This is a genomic window from Actinoallomurus sp. NPDC050550 (assembly GCF_040655075.1).
In the GTDB taxonomy this organism is placed as follows: domain Bacteria; phylum Actinomycetota; class Actinomycetes; order Streptosporangiales; family Streptosporangiaceae; genus Actinoallomurus.
This window is the reverse complement of sequence record NZ_JBFAJC010000037.1, coordinates 25,898-41,533: the sequence shown is the minus strand read 5'-3', so window position 1 is coordinate 41,533 and position 15,636 is coordinate 25,898. Positions and strand designations below refer to the sequence as shown.

At 70.1% G+C, this 15,636-nt stretch carries 13 protein-coding genes; 6 read left to right on the top strand and 7 right to left on the bottom strand.

Annotation, left to right across the window (positions count from 1 at the left end; translation table 11 throughout):
* Positions 1–7: 7 nt before the first annotated feature.
* Entirely contained in the window at positions 8–3,022 is a 3,015-nt protein-coding gene (locus AB0I04_RS37290) for a hypothetical protein (RefSeq protein WP_360895754.1), read from the bottom strand.
* A gap of 188 nt (positions 3,023–3,210) precedes the next feature.
* On the bottom strand, positions 3,211–3,528 hold the full coding sequence (locus tag AB0I04_RS37285; protein ID WP_360895751.1) for a helix-turn-helix transcriptional regulator: 318 nt from the start codon (positions 3,526–3,528) through the stop codon (positions 3,211–3,213).
* Positions 3,529–3,561: 33 nt separating this feature from the next.
* Here AB0I04_RS37285 and map point away from each other — a divergent pair, with 33 nt between their 5' ends.
* Positions 3,562–4,347: a type I methionyl aminopeptidase gene (gene map / locus AB0I04_RS37280; RefSeq protein WP_360895748.1), complete on the top strand. Its 786-nt coding sequence runs from the start codon at positions 3,562–3,564 to the stop codon at positions 4,345–4,347.
* 122 nt (positions 4,348–4,469) lie between these two features.
* On the opposite strand, the gene mctP is transcribed toward map, so the two are convergent.
* Positions 4,470–6,089 (bottom strand): monocarboxylate uptake permease MctP, encoded by a 1,620-nt coding sequence (mctP, locus tag AB0I04_RS37275; RefSeq protein ID WP_360895745.1) that lies wholly within the window; start codon positions 6,087–6,089, stop codon positions 4,470–4,472.
* Positions 6,090–6,093: 4 nt separating this feature from the next.
* Positions 6,094–6,327 carry a DUF3311 domain-containing protein gene (locus AB0I04_RS37270; RefSeq protein WP_360895742.1) on the bottom strand — a complete coding sequence of 78 codons (234 nt, stop codon included), beginning with the start codon at positions 6,325–6,327 and terminating at the stop codon, positions 6,094–6,096.
* Positions 6,328–6,686: 359 nt separating this feature from the next.
* On the opposite strand from AB0I04_RS37270, the gene AB0I04_RS37265 reads away from it, so the two are divergent.
* Positions 6,687–8,828, top strand: coding sequence for an anthranilate synthase component I (locus AB0I04_RS37265; RefSeq protein ID WP_360895739.1), 2,142 nt, complete (start codon positions 6,687–6,689; stop codon positions 8,826–8,828).
* Between the two features lie 214 nt (positions 8,829–9,042).
* A complete protein-coding gene (locus AB0I04_RS37260; RefSeq protein WP_360895736.1) occupies positions 9,043–10,167 on the top strand; it encodes an amidohydrolase family protein in 1,125 nt (374 codons plus the stop codon).
* A gap of 82 nt (positions 10,168–10,249) precedes the next feature.
* On the opposite strand, the gene AB0I04_RS37255 is transcribed toward AB0I04_RS37260, so the two are convergent.
* Positions 10,250–10,819 carry a carboxymuconolactone decarboxylase family protein gene (locus AB0I04_RS37255; RefSeq protein ID WP_360895733.1) on the bottom strand — a complete coding sequence of 190 codons (570 nt, stop codon included), beginning with the start codon at positions 10,817–10,819 and terminating at the stop codon, positions 10,250–10,252.
* A 157-nt stretch (positions 10,820–10,976) separates the two neighbouring features.
* On the opposite strand from AB0I04_RS37255, the gene AB0I04_RS37250 reads away from it, so the two are divergent.
* A complete protein-coding gene (locus AB0I04_RS37250) occupies positions 10,977–11,264 on the top strand; it encodes a helix-turn-helix domain-containing protein (protein WP_360895730.1) in 288 nt (95 codons plus the stop codon).
* 91 nt (positions 11,265–11,355) lie between these two features.
* Here the strand turns inward: AB0I04_RS37250 and AB0I04_RS37245 are convergent, their stop codons facing one another.
* A complete protein-coding gene (locus AB0I04_RS37245) occupies positions 11,356–13,392 on the bottom strand; it encodes a molybdopterin oxidoreductase family protein (RefSeq protein WP_360895728.1) in 2,037 nt (678 codons plus the stop codon).
* Positions 13,389–13,892 carry a hypothetical protein gene (locus tag AB0I04_RS37240; RefSeq protein ID WP_360895725.1) on the bottom strand — a complete coding sequence of 168 codons (504 nt, stop codon included), beginning with the start codon at positions 13,890–13,892 and terminating at the stop codon, positions 13,389–13,391. Before AB0I04_RS37240 ends, AB0I04_RS37245 begins: the two co-directional genes overlap by 4 nt.
* 96 nt (positions 13,893–13,988) lie before the next feature.
* On the opposite strand from AB0I04_RS37240, the gene thyX (AB0I04_RS37235) reads away from it, so the two are divergent.
* Together thyX (AB0I04_RS37235) and thyX (AB0I04_RS37230) are read left to right on the top strand one after the other, a co-directional pair.
* Positions 13,989–14,786: an FAD-dependent thymidylate synthase gene (thyX, locus tag AB0I04_RS37235; protein ID WP_360895722.1), complete on the top strand. Its 798-nt coding sequence runs from the start codon at positions 13,989–13,991 to the stop codon at positions 14,784–14,786.
* Between the two features lie 105 nt (positions 14,787–14,891).
* Positions 14,892–15,611, top strand: coding sequence for an FAD-dependent thymidylate synthase (gene thyX / locus AB0I04_RS37230; RefSeq protein WP_360895720.1), 720 nt, complete (start codon positions 14,892–14,894; stop codon positions 15,609–15,611).
* The last annotated feature ends 25 nt before the right edge of the window (positions 15,612–15,636 follow it).

Below are 15,636 nucleotides of genomic sequence, written 5' to 3'. Positions count from 1 at the left end.
GCCCGGCTCAGGGTCTGTCGGCGAGTGAGGCCGGCGGCAGGCCCAATCCGGCGAACGCCCGCTTGGCGTACGCCGCCAGCTGCGGATCCGACCGGACCATCTCCCCGAAATGCGTGGCGACCTGCATCAGCCATTCGCGCGGCAGGCGCTCCGCGTCGAGGGCGAGCTGGCGGAAGACCATCCTGAACACGGACACGTCCTTCCAAGCGTCGGCGGCCTTTAGACAATCGGCGTAGCAGTCGATGAGGTCCGCGTCCGGCGTCTCCGGTGAAGCGGTCAGAGCCAGCAGCCGTGTGAGGAGATGCGCGACGGAAGGGCTTATGTCGGTCTTCCGGAAGACCGTGAACATGCCGACACGGGGGCCCAGCCCCTCGGCGGCATGAAGCAGGGTGGCACCGGGGACGCCGCACGTGAAGACGGTCTCGAGCTGAATCTCCTCAAACCTCATCAACCCCGTTGGTCCGCCGCTGAGCCATGTCGGGTCGGCGGGGTACAGCATCGGGGCACCGAAGGTGACGTGGAGGTCTCGCTCATCGTCCTGACGCCACACCCGCTCCAGACATAGCGTTTCGGCCAGGCTGAAGAACGCTTCGTCGGTCAGCTGGGAACGCCAGAGCAGGGCCAGGGCGTGCCAGTCCTTGACGGGGAACGTGGCGGAGGGGAACAGGGCGCTCGCCGCGATCGGGTCTCCGGCGACCGCCAGAAGGGTGACCAGGTTGGCCGCGTACGTGGCGTGCCGGGCCGGCACGCTCAGGCGGATCGGAGCGTACTCGGCGTGGCGGTCGTGCGCGCGGGAGTCGAGCGCCGTATGGAAATAGGTGAGAAGCAACTCCAGCACCGCGTCGTCGTCCAGTCGCCGCCCCCACATCGACTGCAGGAAGTCCACGGTCGGGCGGCGGATCGACAGCGGCGTGAAGGACAGCAGCGCGTACAGGAAGTCGTCCTCCGGCGCGGTCTGCCGGGCGCGCCGGGTGTCGCGTGCGGCGTCGTCCGCGAGCCGGGCCAGCTCATCGACGATCAGGCGTGCGATCAGGTATTCGCCGAATGTCGCGTGCAGGAACTCGCAGGTGGTCAGGCGTACCTGGTCGCGCAGCGCCTGGGCCTGGTGGACGAAGAAGAACCGGCCGACGACCGTCTGGGCCGAAGTCAAGGGCGCGTACCTGCCGGTCGCCCCGCCGTCGTCACCGAGAAGGGCCTTCAGATCGGCGTTGAGCTCATCCTCGATCACCCATTGGCGGCCCCGGTTGAACATGGCGAACGCCGTGACGGACAGCCGCAGCAGCTCCTCCTCGACGGCTCGGTGCTGCTGCCTCTCGTCGAGCGAGGCCCCCGACTTGGCGACCTCCCGCTCCGCGAAACGGATCAGCAGCCGCTCGTACAGCTCTGCCCGGTCGAGCCGTCCGGACTCACTCTGCAGCGCGTTACCGTCGGCGTCGTACAGGGCGAGCATCATCAGCAGAAGTGGCTGTTCGGCCAACTCCCGATGGGTGAGGGCGGCGGCCGCCAGCGGGCGCAGCCCACGCTCGGCGAAGTAGGCCGCGTTCGCGTCGTTCCATACCTCCAGCCAGCGGCCGACCTGCTCGCCGTCGAACGGCTCCAGGCGTACCGCGACCGCGCCCTCCGCCGGCACGCGCACGCGGTCGGCGACGGCCGTCCGGCTGGTGACCAGCACGGCCACCGGCCGTCCCTGATCGGCCTCACGCTCCTGGAACCGTACGAGTTTCTCGAGATAGTCGGATTGGCTCACCCCCGTCGCCTGGAGAAACTCGTCGAAGCCATCGAGCAGGACGAGCGGCAACGCGCCGTCGGCACTGCGAGCCAGGTCGGGCCATGTCAGCCGCTCTCCGGTGGCGGCCCGGACGGCGAGCTCGATCTGCGTCTGGACGTCCGTGTCCGCCGGGACCTCCCGGAGCACCACCCGCACGACCAGGAAGTCGGAGGCCGGCAGCCGGGCCGCAAGGATCTTGGTGAGTACCGACTTGCCGGACCCGGGCTGGCCGAGCAGCAGCAACGGCCGCTGCACGGCGTCCGGGGAGGTCAGGTGGCCCGCGAGATACTCGTATAGATCGACTCTCACCGGCCGGTCGTCCCACCAGCCCTCTTGGTCGGGCTGGGCGGTCTGGCCGAGCCCCGACACCCGGAACCGATGGTCGATGTACGCCTCACCGAGGGACGGAATGCGCAGGCCATCCGGGACGTCCCCGGATCGGAGCACGCTTCTCTTGAGTTCGGCCCGGTACTCGCGAGCCAGCGCGGCCCGTCGCTCGTCCGGCAGGCGTCCGGTACGGATGTCGGTGATCAGGCGTTCCAGCCCGGCGAGGCCCGACCGTAGCTCGTTCCGGGTCGCCTGATGATCGGTGAGGTTGATCCAGTAGGCGACCTCGGGGAATTCCCCTGCCAAGCGCCGGAGCGACTCCTCATAGCGCCGGACCGCCCGATCGGGAACGTCATCGCTCAGGATCCGTATGAACCGGTCGCGGCCGGTCTCATCGAGTGAGTCCCAGAGCGCCAGCCCGGTCAGGAAGTCGGCCAGGTACTCGGAGAGGCCGCCGTAGTAATCCCGGAGTCCTCGAATGGACTTCTCGTACGGCCGGTGAGGGGCGATTCCCGGCACATCGAGGTGCAGAATGCCTCGGGTCGCCGTCTTGAGGCTGTGGGAACCGGCCGCCTCCCCGGTAGCCAAGGCGACCTGCTCAGATCGGTCGAGTCCGGGATCGGGCAGGCCCGTATCGGCGACCGCTTCGAAGAAGGCCGTCAGGATGACGATCGTGTGCGCGGCCTGGAGCCGTTCGGTGCGGTCGAACCGGCCAAGGCCGTTGACCTTGTCGCGCAGGTTCTTGACCAGCTCACCGCTGACCCGCGCCAGCTCCCCCTTGGCGTCGAACAGGGACAGGATGAAGTTCGGGTTCACGGTCGTCGCCGCCAGGAGCGCGCCGCCGAGCACGGTGTCGAGAGTGGCAACGATCTTGCTGTCGCCGCCGAGCAGCTTGACGGCGTCGGAGTAGGACAGCGATCGGGCCATGCGCGCTCCAGCAGGTGTCGGGGGAGCCCCATCGTTTCAAAGATCGGCACGCCTCCGGGGCCGTCCGGAGAGCTGTTGACCCTGACCTTGACTCCCGCATCGCCGACCTCACCCAGGCCCGTACGGCTCTCGGCGACATCCTCGAAACCTCGACCCGGGCCCTCGCCACTACCTGAGCCGACGAACCGTCATCCCGCGGCTCTGCGCACGCCGTCGCCCAGGGTGTTCGCGACGGCTTCGCCCGTGGCTTCGGCGGCCGTGGTGGGCGGGCTGACCTGAGCCAGCAGTCCGTCGAGTGACAGTTCCAGAACCCCGGCGACGGCGACGACCGTGAAGAAGGCCGGTGTGGGGATGCGGCCCCTCTCGATCTTCCGCAGCGTCTCGGGGGAGATCCCGGCCCGGAGTGCCACGTCGGTGATGCTGCGTGAACCCCTGGCCTCGCGCAGCAGGTCGCCGAGCCGTTCCCCGCGCAGGCGGTCGGCGATCGACAGCGGTTCTCGTACCATGGGCCCAATACTAATACCGGTATAGTTATTGGAATGCAGAGGAGGCAGAAGTTGATCGAGCTCAAGACCGCCGGCGAGATCGAGGTGATGCGCGAGGCCGGCCGGGTGGTCGCGGCGGTGCACGCGCAGGTCCGGTCGCACGCGACCGCCGGGGTGTCCCTGCGCGAGCTCGACGAGCTGGCCCGCCAGATCATGCACGAGGCCGGGGCCGGATCGTCCTTCCTCGGCTACCATCCGTCGTTCGGCGCCATGCCCTACCCCGGCGTGATCTGCACCTCGGTGAACGAGGTCATGCTGCACGGCCTGCCCACCGGCTACCGCCTCCGCGACGGCGACCTGTTGAGCATCGACTGTGGCGCCCACATCGATGGCTGGCACGCCGACGCGGCTGTCAGCTTCTGCGTCGGCCAGGCCCGCCCGGGCGACGGCGACCTGATCGCGACGGCCGAGCGCATGCTGGCCGCCGGGATCAAGGAGGCCGTGCCGGGCGGGCGGCTGGGCGACATCGGCCAGGCCATGTCCCGCATCGGCCGCATGGCCGGCTACGGCATCCAGAACGACTTCGCCGGCCACGGCATCGGGCGGGCCATGCACGAGGGCCCGTTCGTGCCCAACGAGGGCCGCCCGGGGCACGGCATGCGGCTCCGCCCCGGCCTGGTCATCGCCATCGAGCCGAGCCTGATGGCCGGAGGTGGGGACGACTACGCGATGGCCGAGGACGGCTGGTCCCTGTGCAGCGGTGACGGCAGCCGCACGGTCCACGTTGAGCACTCGGTGGCCGTCACCGACGACGGGCCGCTCGTCCTGACCCTCCCCTGACGCCCGATGAGATGGGCGGGAGCTCGGTCGAGACCGGGTTCAGAGTGCGTCCCGCGGCCGGACGGCGCCGCCGGCGGCCGTCCCCGCACGGGAACGGCCGCCGCGGCCTCACTCCAGAACCGTCAGGTGAGCTCGGCTTCGATCTCGCGGCTGCCGGCGGCGACCTTGGGGTCGCCTTCGTCGGCGTAGTAGTCGTCCGCGCGGGTGGCGTCGACGCCGTCGGCGGTCCTGAGCGCCTTCAGCACGAGCGTCGCGACGATGGCGACGACCAGGTTGACGAGGAGGGCGAGCATGCCCACGTACACCGTCAGCTTGGTGTCGAACCCGAGGTCGCTCAGCGGGTACGCCGAGCCGCCGAAGTGCAACTTCTTCGTCGCCGGGTTCGGGATCCGGTACAGCATCCACAGGCCCGCGATCAGGCCCACGACCAGGCCGGCCACCAGCCCGCCGCGGTGGAACCACCGGGTGATCAGGCCGAGCCCGACCGCCGGGAGCGTCTGCAGGATGATGACGCCGCCGATCAGCTGCAGGTCGATGGAGAACTGCGGGTCGAGCAGCAGGATGCATGCGACCGCGCCGACCTTGACGACCAGCGAGACGAGCTTGCTGACCTTCGCCTCCTCGGCCTCACTCGCGTCCCGGCGGAAGTACTCCCGGTAGATGTTGCGGGTGAACAGGTTGGCGGCGGCGATCGACATGATCGCGGCGGGCACGAGCGCGCCGATGCCGACCGCGGCGTACGCGACGCCGGCGAACCAGCTCGGGAACATGTGGTCGAACAGCAGCGGGACGACCGTGTTGCCGTCCACCTTGCCGTTGGTCTTGATCGGCGTGATGCCGGCCGCGATGGCCATGAAGCCGAGCAGCGCGATGAGGCCGAGCACGAAGCTGTAGGCCGGCAGCGCGGCCATGTTCCGCTTGATGACGTTGCGGTTCTTGCTGGCCAGCACGCCGGTGACGCTGTGTGGGTACAGGAACAGCGCCAGCGCCGAGCCGAGCGCGAGCATCGCGTAGTTGAGCTGGTTGTTCGAGTTGAGCAGGGTGCCGTCGGCCGGGGCGGGCGTCTTGTCGAACTTCGCCTGCGCCGCGCCGAAGATGTGGCTCCAGCCGCCGAGCTTGTGCGGGATGTAGAGCACCGCGACGATGATCACGATGTAGATCAGCGCGTCCTTGATGAACGCGATCAGCGCCGGGGCGCGAAGGCCCGACTGGTAGGTGTAGGCCGCCAGGATCGCGAACGCGATGACGATCGGCCAGTGGCCGGTCACGCCCATCGCCTTCAGGGTCGCCTGGATGCCGACGAGCTGCAGCGCGATGTACGGCATGGTCGCGACGATGCCGGTGATGGCGATCAGGAGTGCGAGCAGCGGCGATCCGAACCGCGCGCGGACGAAGTCGGCGGGCGTGACGAAGCCGTGCACGTGCGACACCGACCACAGGCGGATCAGCACGAGGAAGACCAGCGGGTAGACGACGATCGTGTACGGGACCGCGTAGAAGCCCGCCGCGCCGGCGCCGAAGACGAGCGCGGGCACCGCGACGAAGGTGTACGCGGTGTAGAGGTCGCCGCCGATGAGGAACCAGGTGACCCACGAGCCGAAGCTGCGGCCGCCCAGACCCCACTCGTCGAGGGAGTGCATGGTGTTCGGGCGGCGCCAGCGCGCGGCCACGAAGCCCAGCACACTGACGAGGAGGAACAGGACCCCGAAAACGATGATCTCGGTGAGGTGCCGACCGGTCATCGGGTCAGCCCTCCTTCGAGCCGGAGCCGCCGCGCGTCATCAGGTACACCACGGTCGTGCAGCCGACGCCGAGGATGATGAACGCGAACTGGACCCAGTAGAAGAAGGGGAATCCGGCCAGCCGTGGCTCGTTCTTGTTGAACAGGAATGTCAGCAGCGGCACGACGACTGGAAGGACGAGCAGCCAGTTCCAGGGGCTGCGGTCGCGGCGGCGCGGCCCGGGGTTGGTCTCGGCCAACGGTCCTCCTCGTTGATGAAACACGCGGGAACGCTGCCCGGAGGACATTCCGGACAGCGTTAATGGGATTTCTTAACACAAATTTCACCAGCGCCAAGTCTCGGTTCGGTCTCAGCGCCGTACGGCTTCGGCCTCTGCCTGCCGTCCTGGTCACGACGGGTGCGGCGCCGAGCGGCACGCGGTGGCGCGGCCGGTCGCGACCGGGTAGCCTTCGACCTATGCGAACCCGGACAACCCAGTGGTGGTGGCGCCGCTAGGCGGCGCGGGTTACGCATTCTCTGACACCGCAGCGACCGCCTTCGTCCGGCGGTCGTGTCACCCTCTCCGCCGGGAGAAGGCCCGATATCAAGGGGCCGATCGTGGAGACGACGACCGAATATGTGACGGCCGGCGGCATACACGTCACACGTACCGATATGCCGGTGGACTCCGCGCGCAAGAGCAACGCGCTCGACGCGCTCGTCCAGGCCGTGGGGGAGCGCCGGGGCGGCGTGCTGAGCTCGGGCATGGAGTACCCCGGCCGGTACAGCCGGTGGCACATGGCGTACATCGACCCCTGCCTGGAGATCGTCGCACGGGGCCGCCGGCTCGCGGTCCGCGCGCTGAACGACCGCGGTCGCGTCCTCCTGCCCGCCATCTCCGAGGCCGTCGCCGCCACCGGCGAACCCGCGGACATCCCCGACGGCATCGAGGTCTTCGTCCCCTCCACCGACGAGGTCTTCACCGAGGAGGAACGCAGCCGCCGGCCCACCGTCTTCACCGCCCTGCGCGCCGTCACCGACCTGTTCCGCGGCGACGACCCGCACCTCGGCCTGTACGGCGCCTTCGGCTACGACCTGGCGTTCCAGTTCGAGCCGATCCGGCTGACCATCGACCGACCGGCCGACCAGCGCGACCTCGTCCTCCACCTCGCCGACCAGATGATCGTGGTCGACCGCAAGCGCGAGACCTCGGCCCGCATGTCGTACGACTTCGAGATCGGCGGTGTCAGCACGCGCGGCCTGCCGAGGGCCACCGAGCCGACCCCGGCGGCGCGGCCCCGGGAACTGCCGGCGCAGCCGAGGCCGGGCGCGTACGCCGACGTCGTCCGCGAGGCGAAGGAGAAGTTCATCCGCGGCGACCTGTTCGAGGTCGTGCCGGGCCACGTCATGTACGGGCCGTGCGACTCCCCGGCGGCCTTCTTCGAACGACTACGGGTCACGAACCCGGCCCCGTACGAGTTCTTCTTCAACCTCGGCGAGGGGGAGTACCTCGTCGGCGCGTCCCCGGAGATGTTCGTGCGCGTCACCGGCGACCGGGTCGAGACCTGCCCGATCTCCGGGACGATCCGGCGCGGCGGCGACCCGCTCGAGGACGCCGACAACATCCGCGAGCTGCTCAACTCGGCCAAGGACGAGTCCGAGCTCACCATGTGCACCGACGTCGACCGCAACGACAAGTCGCGGGTCTGCGTCCCCGGCAGCGTCAAGGTGATCGGCCGGCGGCAGATCGAGATGTACTCCCGGCTGATCCACACGGTCGACCACATCGAGGGCCGGCTGCGCCCGGGCTACGACGCGCTCGACGCGTTCCTCACCCACATGTGGGCGGTCACCGTGACCGGCGCGCCGAAGACCTGGGCGATGCAGTTCATCGAGGACCACGAGGACACCCCGCGGCGCTGGTACGGCGGCGCCGTCGGCTGCATCGGCTTCGACGGCTCGATGAACACCGGCCTGACCCTGCGCACCGCCCAGATCCGCGACGGTGTCGCCGCCGTACGCGCCGGGGCGACCCTGCTGTACGACTCCGACCCGGACGCCGAGGAGCGCGAGACCTACCTGAAGGCGAGGGCGCTGCTCGAGGCGCTGTCCCCGACGGGCGAGGACGAGGCCGCCGCCCGCGCCGCCGCGCACGAGCGCGCCGGCGAGGGGCTGACCGTCCTGCTCGTCGACCACCAGGACTCCTTCGTCAACACCCTCGCCGACTACTTCCGGCAGCAGGGCGCGGACGTGACGACGCTGCGGTTCGGATTCCCCGACAAGATGCTCGACGAGATCCGGCCCGACCTGGTCGTGCTGTCGCCGGGTCCCGGCCGGCCGTCCGACTTCGACACCGCCGCCCTGCTCGACGCCGTCTATGCCCGAGACATCCCGTCCTTCGGCGTCTGCCTCGGGCTGCAGGCCATGGTGGAGCACGCCGGCGGGGAGCTCGCCCTGCTGCCCGAACCGGCGCACGGCAAGCCGGGTCGCGTGGCGGTCACCGGCGGTGAGCTGTTCGCCGGACTGCCCACCGAGTTCACCGCGGCCCGCTACCACTCGCTGCACGCCAAGGCCGGCCAGGTCCGCGGCGATTTCGCGGCCACCGCGATGCTCGACGACGTCGTCATGGCCATCGAGGACCCGGCGCGCCGCCGGTGGGCGGTGCAGTTCCACCCGGAGTCCATCCTGACCGCGACCGGCGAGACCGGGCACCAGATCATCACCAACCTGCTGCACCTCTGCCGCAAGACCCCGCGCTGACGACGCCCTCGCATGCGAAGCGGCCGGGCGCGGTACCGCGCCCGGCCGCGAGGTCCGGCGGCGAGGTGCGCACCGGGTCGTGAAGCCGGCGGGTGAGATGCGGACCCGGCCGCGCAGCCCGACGGGTGAGGCGCGCATCGGGTCGTGAAGCCCGGCGGGCGGGCCGTGAACACTCCCCGGCATGGCGGAACCCGTGCCGGGGCATTGTTCAGTCGTGACGGCAGGCGACGCGCTCAACGAGGCCCTGGCGATGCCGCTCGTCGACCACCACTGCCACGGCGTACGCCGCGACGACCTCACCCGTGCCGCCTTCGAAGGGCTCATGACCGAAGGCGGCCCGTCGTCGGCCGGCACCACCCACTTCGACACCCCCGTCGGCCTGGCGATCCGGTGCTGGTGCGCGCCCGTCCTCGGCCTCGAACCGTACGCACCCCCCGGCGCCTACCTCGACCGGCGGGCGGAGTTGGGGGCCGAGGAGGCGAACCGGCGGCTGCTTCGCGCCGCCCGCATCGCCGACTTCTGCGTCGACACCGGCCTGGCCGACGAGGCGCTGCTGACGCCGGAGGAGATGGGCCTTCTCGGCGACGCCCGGTCACATGAGATCGTCCGGATCGAGTCGGTGGCGGAGGAGGTGGCCGGTCGCGGGCGGTCGGCGACGGCGTACGCCGCCGAGTTCGCCGAGGAGCTCGCATGGCGCGCGGACCGGGCCGTCGGGCTGAAGACGGTCGTCGCCTACCGGATCGGGCTGGACTTCGACCCGCGCCCGCCGAGCCCCGGAGAGGTGACGGCGGCGGCGACGCGCTGGCTCGCCGGGCCGGGACGCCTCACCGACCCGGTGCTGCTGCGGCACGCTCTGTGGACCGCGGCCGAGATCGCCGGCGACTACGGGCTGCCGCTGCAGGTCCACACCGGGTTCGGCGACCCGGACCTGTCGCTGCACCGGGCGAACCCCGCGCTGCTGACCGACTTCATCCGGGCGGTGCCCGCGCCGATCGTCCTCCTGCACTGCTATCCGTACATCCGGGAGGCCGCCTACCTGGCCGCGGTGTTCCCGCACGTGTACGCCGACGTCGGGCTGACGGTCACCCACACCGCTGCGTCGTCGGCGCGAGTGATCGCCGAGGTCCTGGAGCTGGCCCCGTTCCACAAGATCCTGTTCAGCACCGACTGCTATGGCCTCGCCGAGCTGTGCCACCTCGGCGCGCACTATCACCGGCAGGGCCTGACCGCTGTGCTCACCGAGCGCGCAGGGGAGTGGTCGGTGGCCGACGCCGCCCGCATCGCCCGCCTCATCGGCGCCGACAACGCCCGCCGCCTGTACTTTCTCGATTCGGCCTAGGGGCGCCCGGTGGACACCCCCTAGTCGGGGTCGCTTGGCCGTAGCCCGGTCAGGATGGTCTGAACGAGGCGGTCACGCGCTGCTAGTCGGAGAAGGCCGGGGTGCCGGGCTCGGGTGGCAGGCGCAAGACGCGCGCGACGAACGAGATCGCGTGGTACCACCCGCACACCAGCATGAGGTCTATGGCGGCCTCGGCGCCGACGGCGGCCATCAGCTCCTGCCACCGGTCGTCCCCAAGGTCGCCGGCGTCATACAGCCCGTCCACGGCGTGGAGCACCGCGCGATCGGCCGGTTCGGTCCAGCAGGCGTCGTCCGGAGTCCCCGTGGCGAGGGAACGGATCTGCTCGGCGTCGAGGCCGACCCTGTCCGCGAAGACCGCGATGTGGATGCCCCACTCGTACTCGGCTCCGCAGCGGGCGGTCGTCCGGCCGATCACCAGCTCGCGATGGCGCAACGACAGCGCTGATCGGCGTGACATGTAGTACCGCCCCCACTGATGGATGCCCGCGGCTCGCTCCGGCCGGCGGGCGAAGATCCGGAACAGGGCGAGCGGCGGGCCCAGCGCTTGGAGGGCTTCGGCGGTGTCGGGGTCGTAGGGAGGTTCGGCAGGCGTGAGACGCGGCGCCGGCGTCTGCTTCGAAAAACGAGGCACGCTGGGACGCTAACATGAGTGCTTCGAAAGTAGAAGCACGTAGCCGATCAAGCGCTCCTCGTTGACAAGGACAGGGATGGCCCGCGACTCAGACGACCGCTCGGCGACACCGCTGCCTGGCCGGCGGGTCCGTGGCTCGGCGACGGGGCGGCCGATCATGGCCTTGCTCGATCTGCTCGGCCACCGATGGACTCTGCGCATCATCTGGGAGCTCGCGCAGACCCCTGGGCCCACGTTCCGCGGGCTCCAGCAGCGATGCGACGGGGTCTCCTCCAGCGTGCTCGCCCAGCGCCTCGCCGAACTCGGTGAGGCGGGAATCGTCCACCGCACGGAACGCGGCTACGCCCTGACCGCCGATGGCCAGGACCTCGCCACCGACCTGACGCGACTCGACCACTGGGCCGACCGCTGGGCGACCCGCATGCGGCAGCGGGCCGTCCCGTGAGCGGCCGCCTTCGCCTGAGCGGTTCGCCGGTCACGATCGTGCGGGTGTGTCTGCGGGACGGGGGCGGCGGGAGCCCGACCGCGATCGTGGCCTACGACGTCACCTGAAGCGGACTGATCTCGACGCGGTTGTCGTGGAAGACGGCGCCGCCGCCCATGTCGGAGTCGCGCTCGTCGACGGTCGCGTTGACCGTCGCGCCGCCGTTGAACTTCGCCCAGTGCCCCTTCGTCGTCGCCGCCACCCCGGGCCGTACGCGGTCGGACACCTGGGCGACGGCCTCGAAGGACCCTCGGGCGTTCGACACCCGGATGCGTGCTCCGTCGGTGACGCCGCGCGCGGCGGCGTCGTCCGGGTGCACGGTGACCGTCGGGGCGCCCGTCCGCCGGCGAAGCTCCGGGTTGTTGCCGAACGTCGTGTTGAGGAAGTGGTGCGACGCCGCGGAGATGAGGACGAGCCCGTCACCGGGGTCGGCGGGCGGGGTGTAGCCGGGCAGCGGGTCGAGCCCGACGCGGGTCGCGGGCTTGGAGTAGAACTCCAGCCGGCCCGACGTCGTCGGGAACCCGTCGGCGAACGGCAGGAACGGCCGGGCGACGTTCAACCGGGCGAACCCCTGCTTGCGCAGCGCCTCCACGGTGATCCCGGCGAGGGACGGGTGCGGGAAGTCGATGAGCTGCCGCGCGAGGTCCTCGTCGGAGTCGTACAGGCTCGGCTCGGTCAGGCCCATCCGGTGGGCGAGGCGGCGGAACGTCTCCGACGTGGACAGGCACTCGCCCGGCGGCGCGACCGCGGGCTCGTTCCACACCAGGTAAAGGTGGCCGTACCCGGCGATGACGTCCAGGTGCTCGGTCTGCATCGTGGCGGGCAGCACGATGTCGGCGTAGTCGGTCGTGTCGGTCGGGAAGTGCTCCAGCACGACGGTGAACAGGTCCTCGCGGGCGAGGCCCCGGCGCACCTTGGTCTGGTGCGGGTTGCTGCCGACCGGGTTCGCGGCGATGACGAACAACGCCTTGACCGGCGGGTCGTCCACGTCGAGCAGGCCCTCGCCGAGCCGTGTCATCGACAGGGCCCGGACCGGGTGCGGCAGCAGGTCGATCCGCACCAGCCCCGGCAGGTTCAGCTTGAAGTGCCCGCTCGTCGAGTAGCACAGGCCGCCGCCGGGCAGCGCCCAGTCGCCGGTCACGCCTGGCAGGCAGGCGAGCGTGCGCAGCGCCATGCCGCCGCCCGCGTGCCGCTGCATGCCCTGCGTGGCGCGGATCGCGGTGGGACGGGTCCGGGCGATCCGCTCGGCGAGCGCGACGATCCGCTCCTCCGGCAGGCCGGTGATCCGCGCGACGCGGTCCGGCGGGAACTCCTCGATCCGCGCCCGGAACTCCTCCCACCCGAGCGTGTGCCGGTCGATGTACGCCTGGTCGTGCGCCCCCATCCGTACGATCACGTGCATCAGCCCGAGGGCCAGGGCCGCGTCCGTGCCGGGCAGCGGGGCCAGGTGCTCGTCGGCCTGCGCCGCCGAGCGGGTGCGCACCGGGTCGATCGCGACGACGTACGCGCCGTCACGCCGGGCGTCCTGGATGAACTTCCACACGTGGTGGCCGCTGGTCAGCGGGTTGGTGCCCCACAGCAGGATCAGCTTCGAGCGGGCGAAGTCCTCCGGGTCCATGCCGCCGGCCGTGCCCAGGGTGTACTTCAGGCCCCTGCTACCGGCGATGGAGCAGATGGTCGGGTCGTGGATCGACGCGCCGAGCACGTTGAAGAACCGGCGGCCGGCGAACCCTTCGAGGCCCTGGATGTAGCCGAGGGACCCGGTGCCGTGGAACGGCCAGATCGCCTGCCCGCCGTGCGTCTCCCGGATCTCACCGAGCCGCGAGGCGATCTCGTCGAGGGCCTCGTCCCAGCTGATCCGCTCGAACCGGCCCTCGCCCTTGCGCCCGACGCGGCGCAGCGGATGCAGGATGCGATCCTCGGCGCGGGTCTGTTCGAGGTAGCGGTTGACCTTCACGCAGAGCGCTCCGCGGGTCACCGGGTGGGCCGGGTTGCCGCGCATGCCCACGGCCTCGCCGTCCTCGACGCTCACCACCCAGGAGCACGCGTCCGGGCAGTCCAGTGGGCACGCGCCAAAGACCTTGTTCAAATCTCTCCCTCGAAGTGCTCGGCCAGGTAGGCCTCGACGTCGGGGCCGTCGGCGTTCGTGAGGACGTCCTGGAGCCAGGCACGCCGCTCGAAGTCGGTCACGGCCAGCTCCCATACGCACCCGATCGCGGGGGTGGGGTGCGGTCGCATGGCGCCGAGGCGGTTCGGCAGCGCGGAGAAGATGCGCTGGTGGATCTCGTTCTCCCCGGCCCACCAGTGGTAGAGGACGAACGCGTAGTCGGGGGCGTCATGCACGATGACGAAGCCGACGCCGTACCGGTCGATGTCGTACGGGTCGTCGCCGCCGCTGTGCGCCGCCGGGCTCGGCAGCGCCGTAGGGGCCAGCAACTCGGCGGTCTTCACCAGCTCGGGCCGGGGGCGCTCGCCCTCCGCGGTGATGCCGTAGAACTTCAGCCGCCAGCCGGCCGACTCGTCCACCTTGAGGAAGCTGATCGGCCGGGGCCGATAGGCGCCGGTCCTGGTGATCGTGGTCTCGGTCACGGCTCCTCCTGGGGCAGGTGCTCGACATCAGTTATACCTGTCAGGAGTGTTCGGATAAGACGTCCATTACCGCGTCAACCACTACGCTTAGGCCTCATGAAGAGCGTTGAACCCGAGGTCTACCTGGTCGCACGTCCCGAGCTCGACTACGACGAGGTGGCGCGCTACCTCGCCGACGTGGGGGGCGAGAGCTGGCTGGAGCGACTGGACCGCGGTGATCTCGACGCGGAGCTGAACGATCCGGAGAACCTCGCGGAGTTCGCCGGACGGCTGTGCTACCGCTCCTGGGAGCCCGGCCTGAACCCGAACGTCACGCGGGTCCGCACCGACCAGGCGGCGTACCTGGAGAACATCCTCCGGAGCCTGCACGGCTCGGTGCTGGAGCACGTCAGTTTCTCCTTCGTCCTGCACAACGTCAGCCGTGTGCTGACCCATGAGCTGGCCAGACATCGGCCCGGCGTGGCCATCTCACAGGAGTCGCTGCGCTTCGTACGGCTCCAGGAGATCCCGTTCTGGTTCCCCGAGTGGGCACGGGCCGACGCCGAGCTGATGAAGCGTGCCACGGCCGTCCTCGACCAGCTGGAGGAGTTCCAGGGCTGGATGGCCGGCCACTTCGGCCTCGACGATGAGGGCGTGCCGTTCAAGGAGAAGAAGCACAGGACCAGCTTCATGCGCCGCTTCGCCCCCGAGGGCGTCGGCACGGGCCTTGTCTGGACGGCGAACGTCCGTACGCTCCGGCACGTGATCGAGGCCCGCACGGCGGCGGGCGCCGAAGAGGAGATCCGCCTGGTGTTCGGCAAGGTGGCGGAGGTCATGCACAAGGAAGCGCCGTCCCTGTTCGGCGACTACACCGTCGAGGACGGCGCCTGGGTCCCCCAGTGGCGCAAGGTCTGAGCCGGCTGGGCCGCCGACCGCCAACCTCAACCCGTGGTGACCGCCGGGCCGGCACCGCGGCGGGCTAGAGTCGCTGAGCGCGAACGGGCGACTAGGAGGCGACCGGTGGGAGACCAGATCGAGTTCCGTAGCGACGTGACGGTTGAGCTGATCAAGCATGCCGCCTCGGACGCCGACGTGATCTGGGCCGCCCGGGTCTCCACCAAGGGTGAGAACTCCCTCGCCGACGTCCAGGCCGACCCGGAACGGTCGAAAGGGCTGATCAATTTCCTGATGCGCGACCGGCACGGCACGCCCTTCGAACACTCCTCCATGACCTTCTACGTGCAGGCGCCGATCTTCGTGTTCCGCGAGTTCATGCGGCACCGCACGTTCAGCTACAACGAGGAGAGCGGGCGTTACCGCGAGCTCCGGCCGGTCTTCTACGTTCCGGGACCGGAGCGGAGGCTCGTCCAGGTCGGAAAACCGGGAAAGTACGACTTCGTCGAGGGCACGCCCGAACAGCACAAGCTGACGGCCGAGGCCACCCGGGGGGCGTACCGCAAGGCGTACGCCGCCTATCGGGAGATGCTCGACGCGGGCGTCGCCCGGGAGGTGGCCCGTACCGTGCTTCCCGTCGGGCTCTACTCGTCGATGTATGCGACCTGTAATGCCCGGGCCCTGATGAACTTCCTGTCGCTGCGCACCCGGCACGACGACTCGGCCTTCCCATCGTTCCCGCAGCGGGAGATCGAGATGGTGGCCGAGAAGATGGAAGAGGAGTGGGCGAAGATCATGCCGCTGACCCACGCGGCGTTCGAGGCCAACCGCAGAGTCGCTCCCTGACCGAAGGGCGATCCGTTCGGTGTTC

Coding starts and splice junctions, on each gene's coding strand:
- AB0I04_RS37290 (WP_360895754.1), bottom strand. CDS start 3,022: ATGGCCCGATCGCTGTCCTACTCCGACGCCGTCAAGCTGCTCGGCGGC.
- AB0I04_RS37285 (WP_360895751.1), bottom strand. CDS start 3,528: ATGGTACGAGAACCGCTGTCGATCGCCGACCGCCTGCGCGGGGAACGG.
- map (WP_360895748.1), top strand. CDS start 3,562: ATGCAGAGGAGGCAGAAGTTGATCGAGCTCAAGACCGCCGGCGAGATC.
- mctP (WP_360895745.1), bottom strand. CDS start 6,089: ATGACCGGTCGGCACCTCACCGAGATCATCGTTTTCGGGGTCCTGTTC.
- AB0I04_RS37250 (WP_360895730.1), top strand. CDS start 10,977: ATGGCCTTGCTCGATCTGCTCGGCCACCGATGGACTCTGCGCATCATC.
- thyX (WP_360895722.1), top strand. CDS start 13,989: ATGAAGAGCGTTGAACCCGAGGTCTACCTGGTCGCACGTCCCGAGCTC.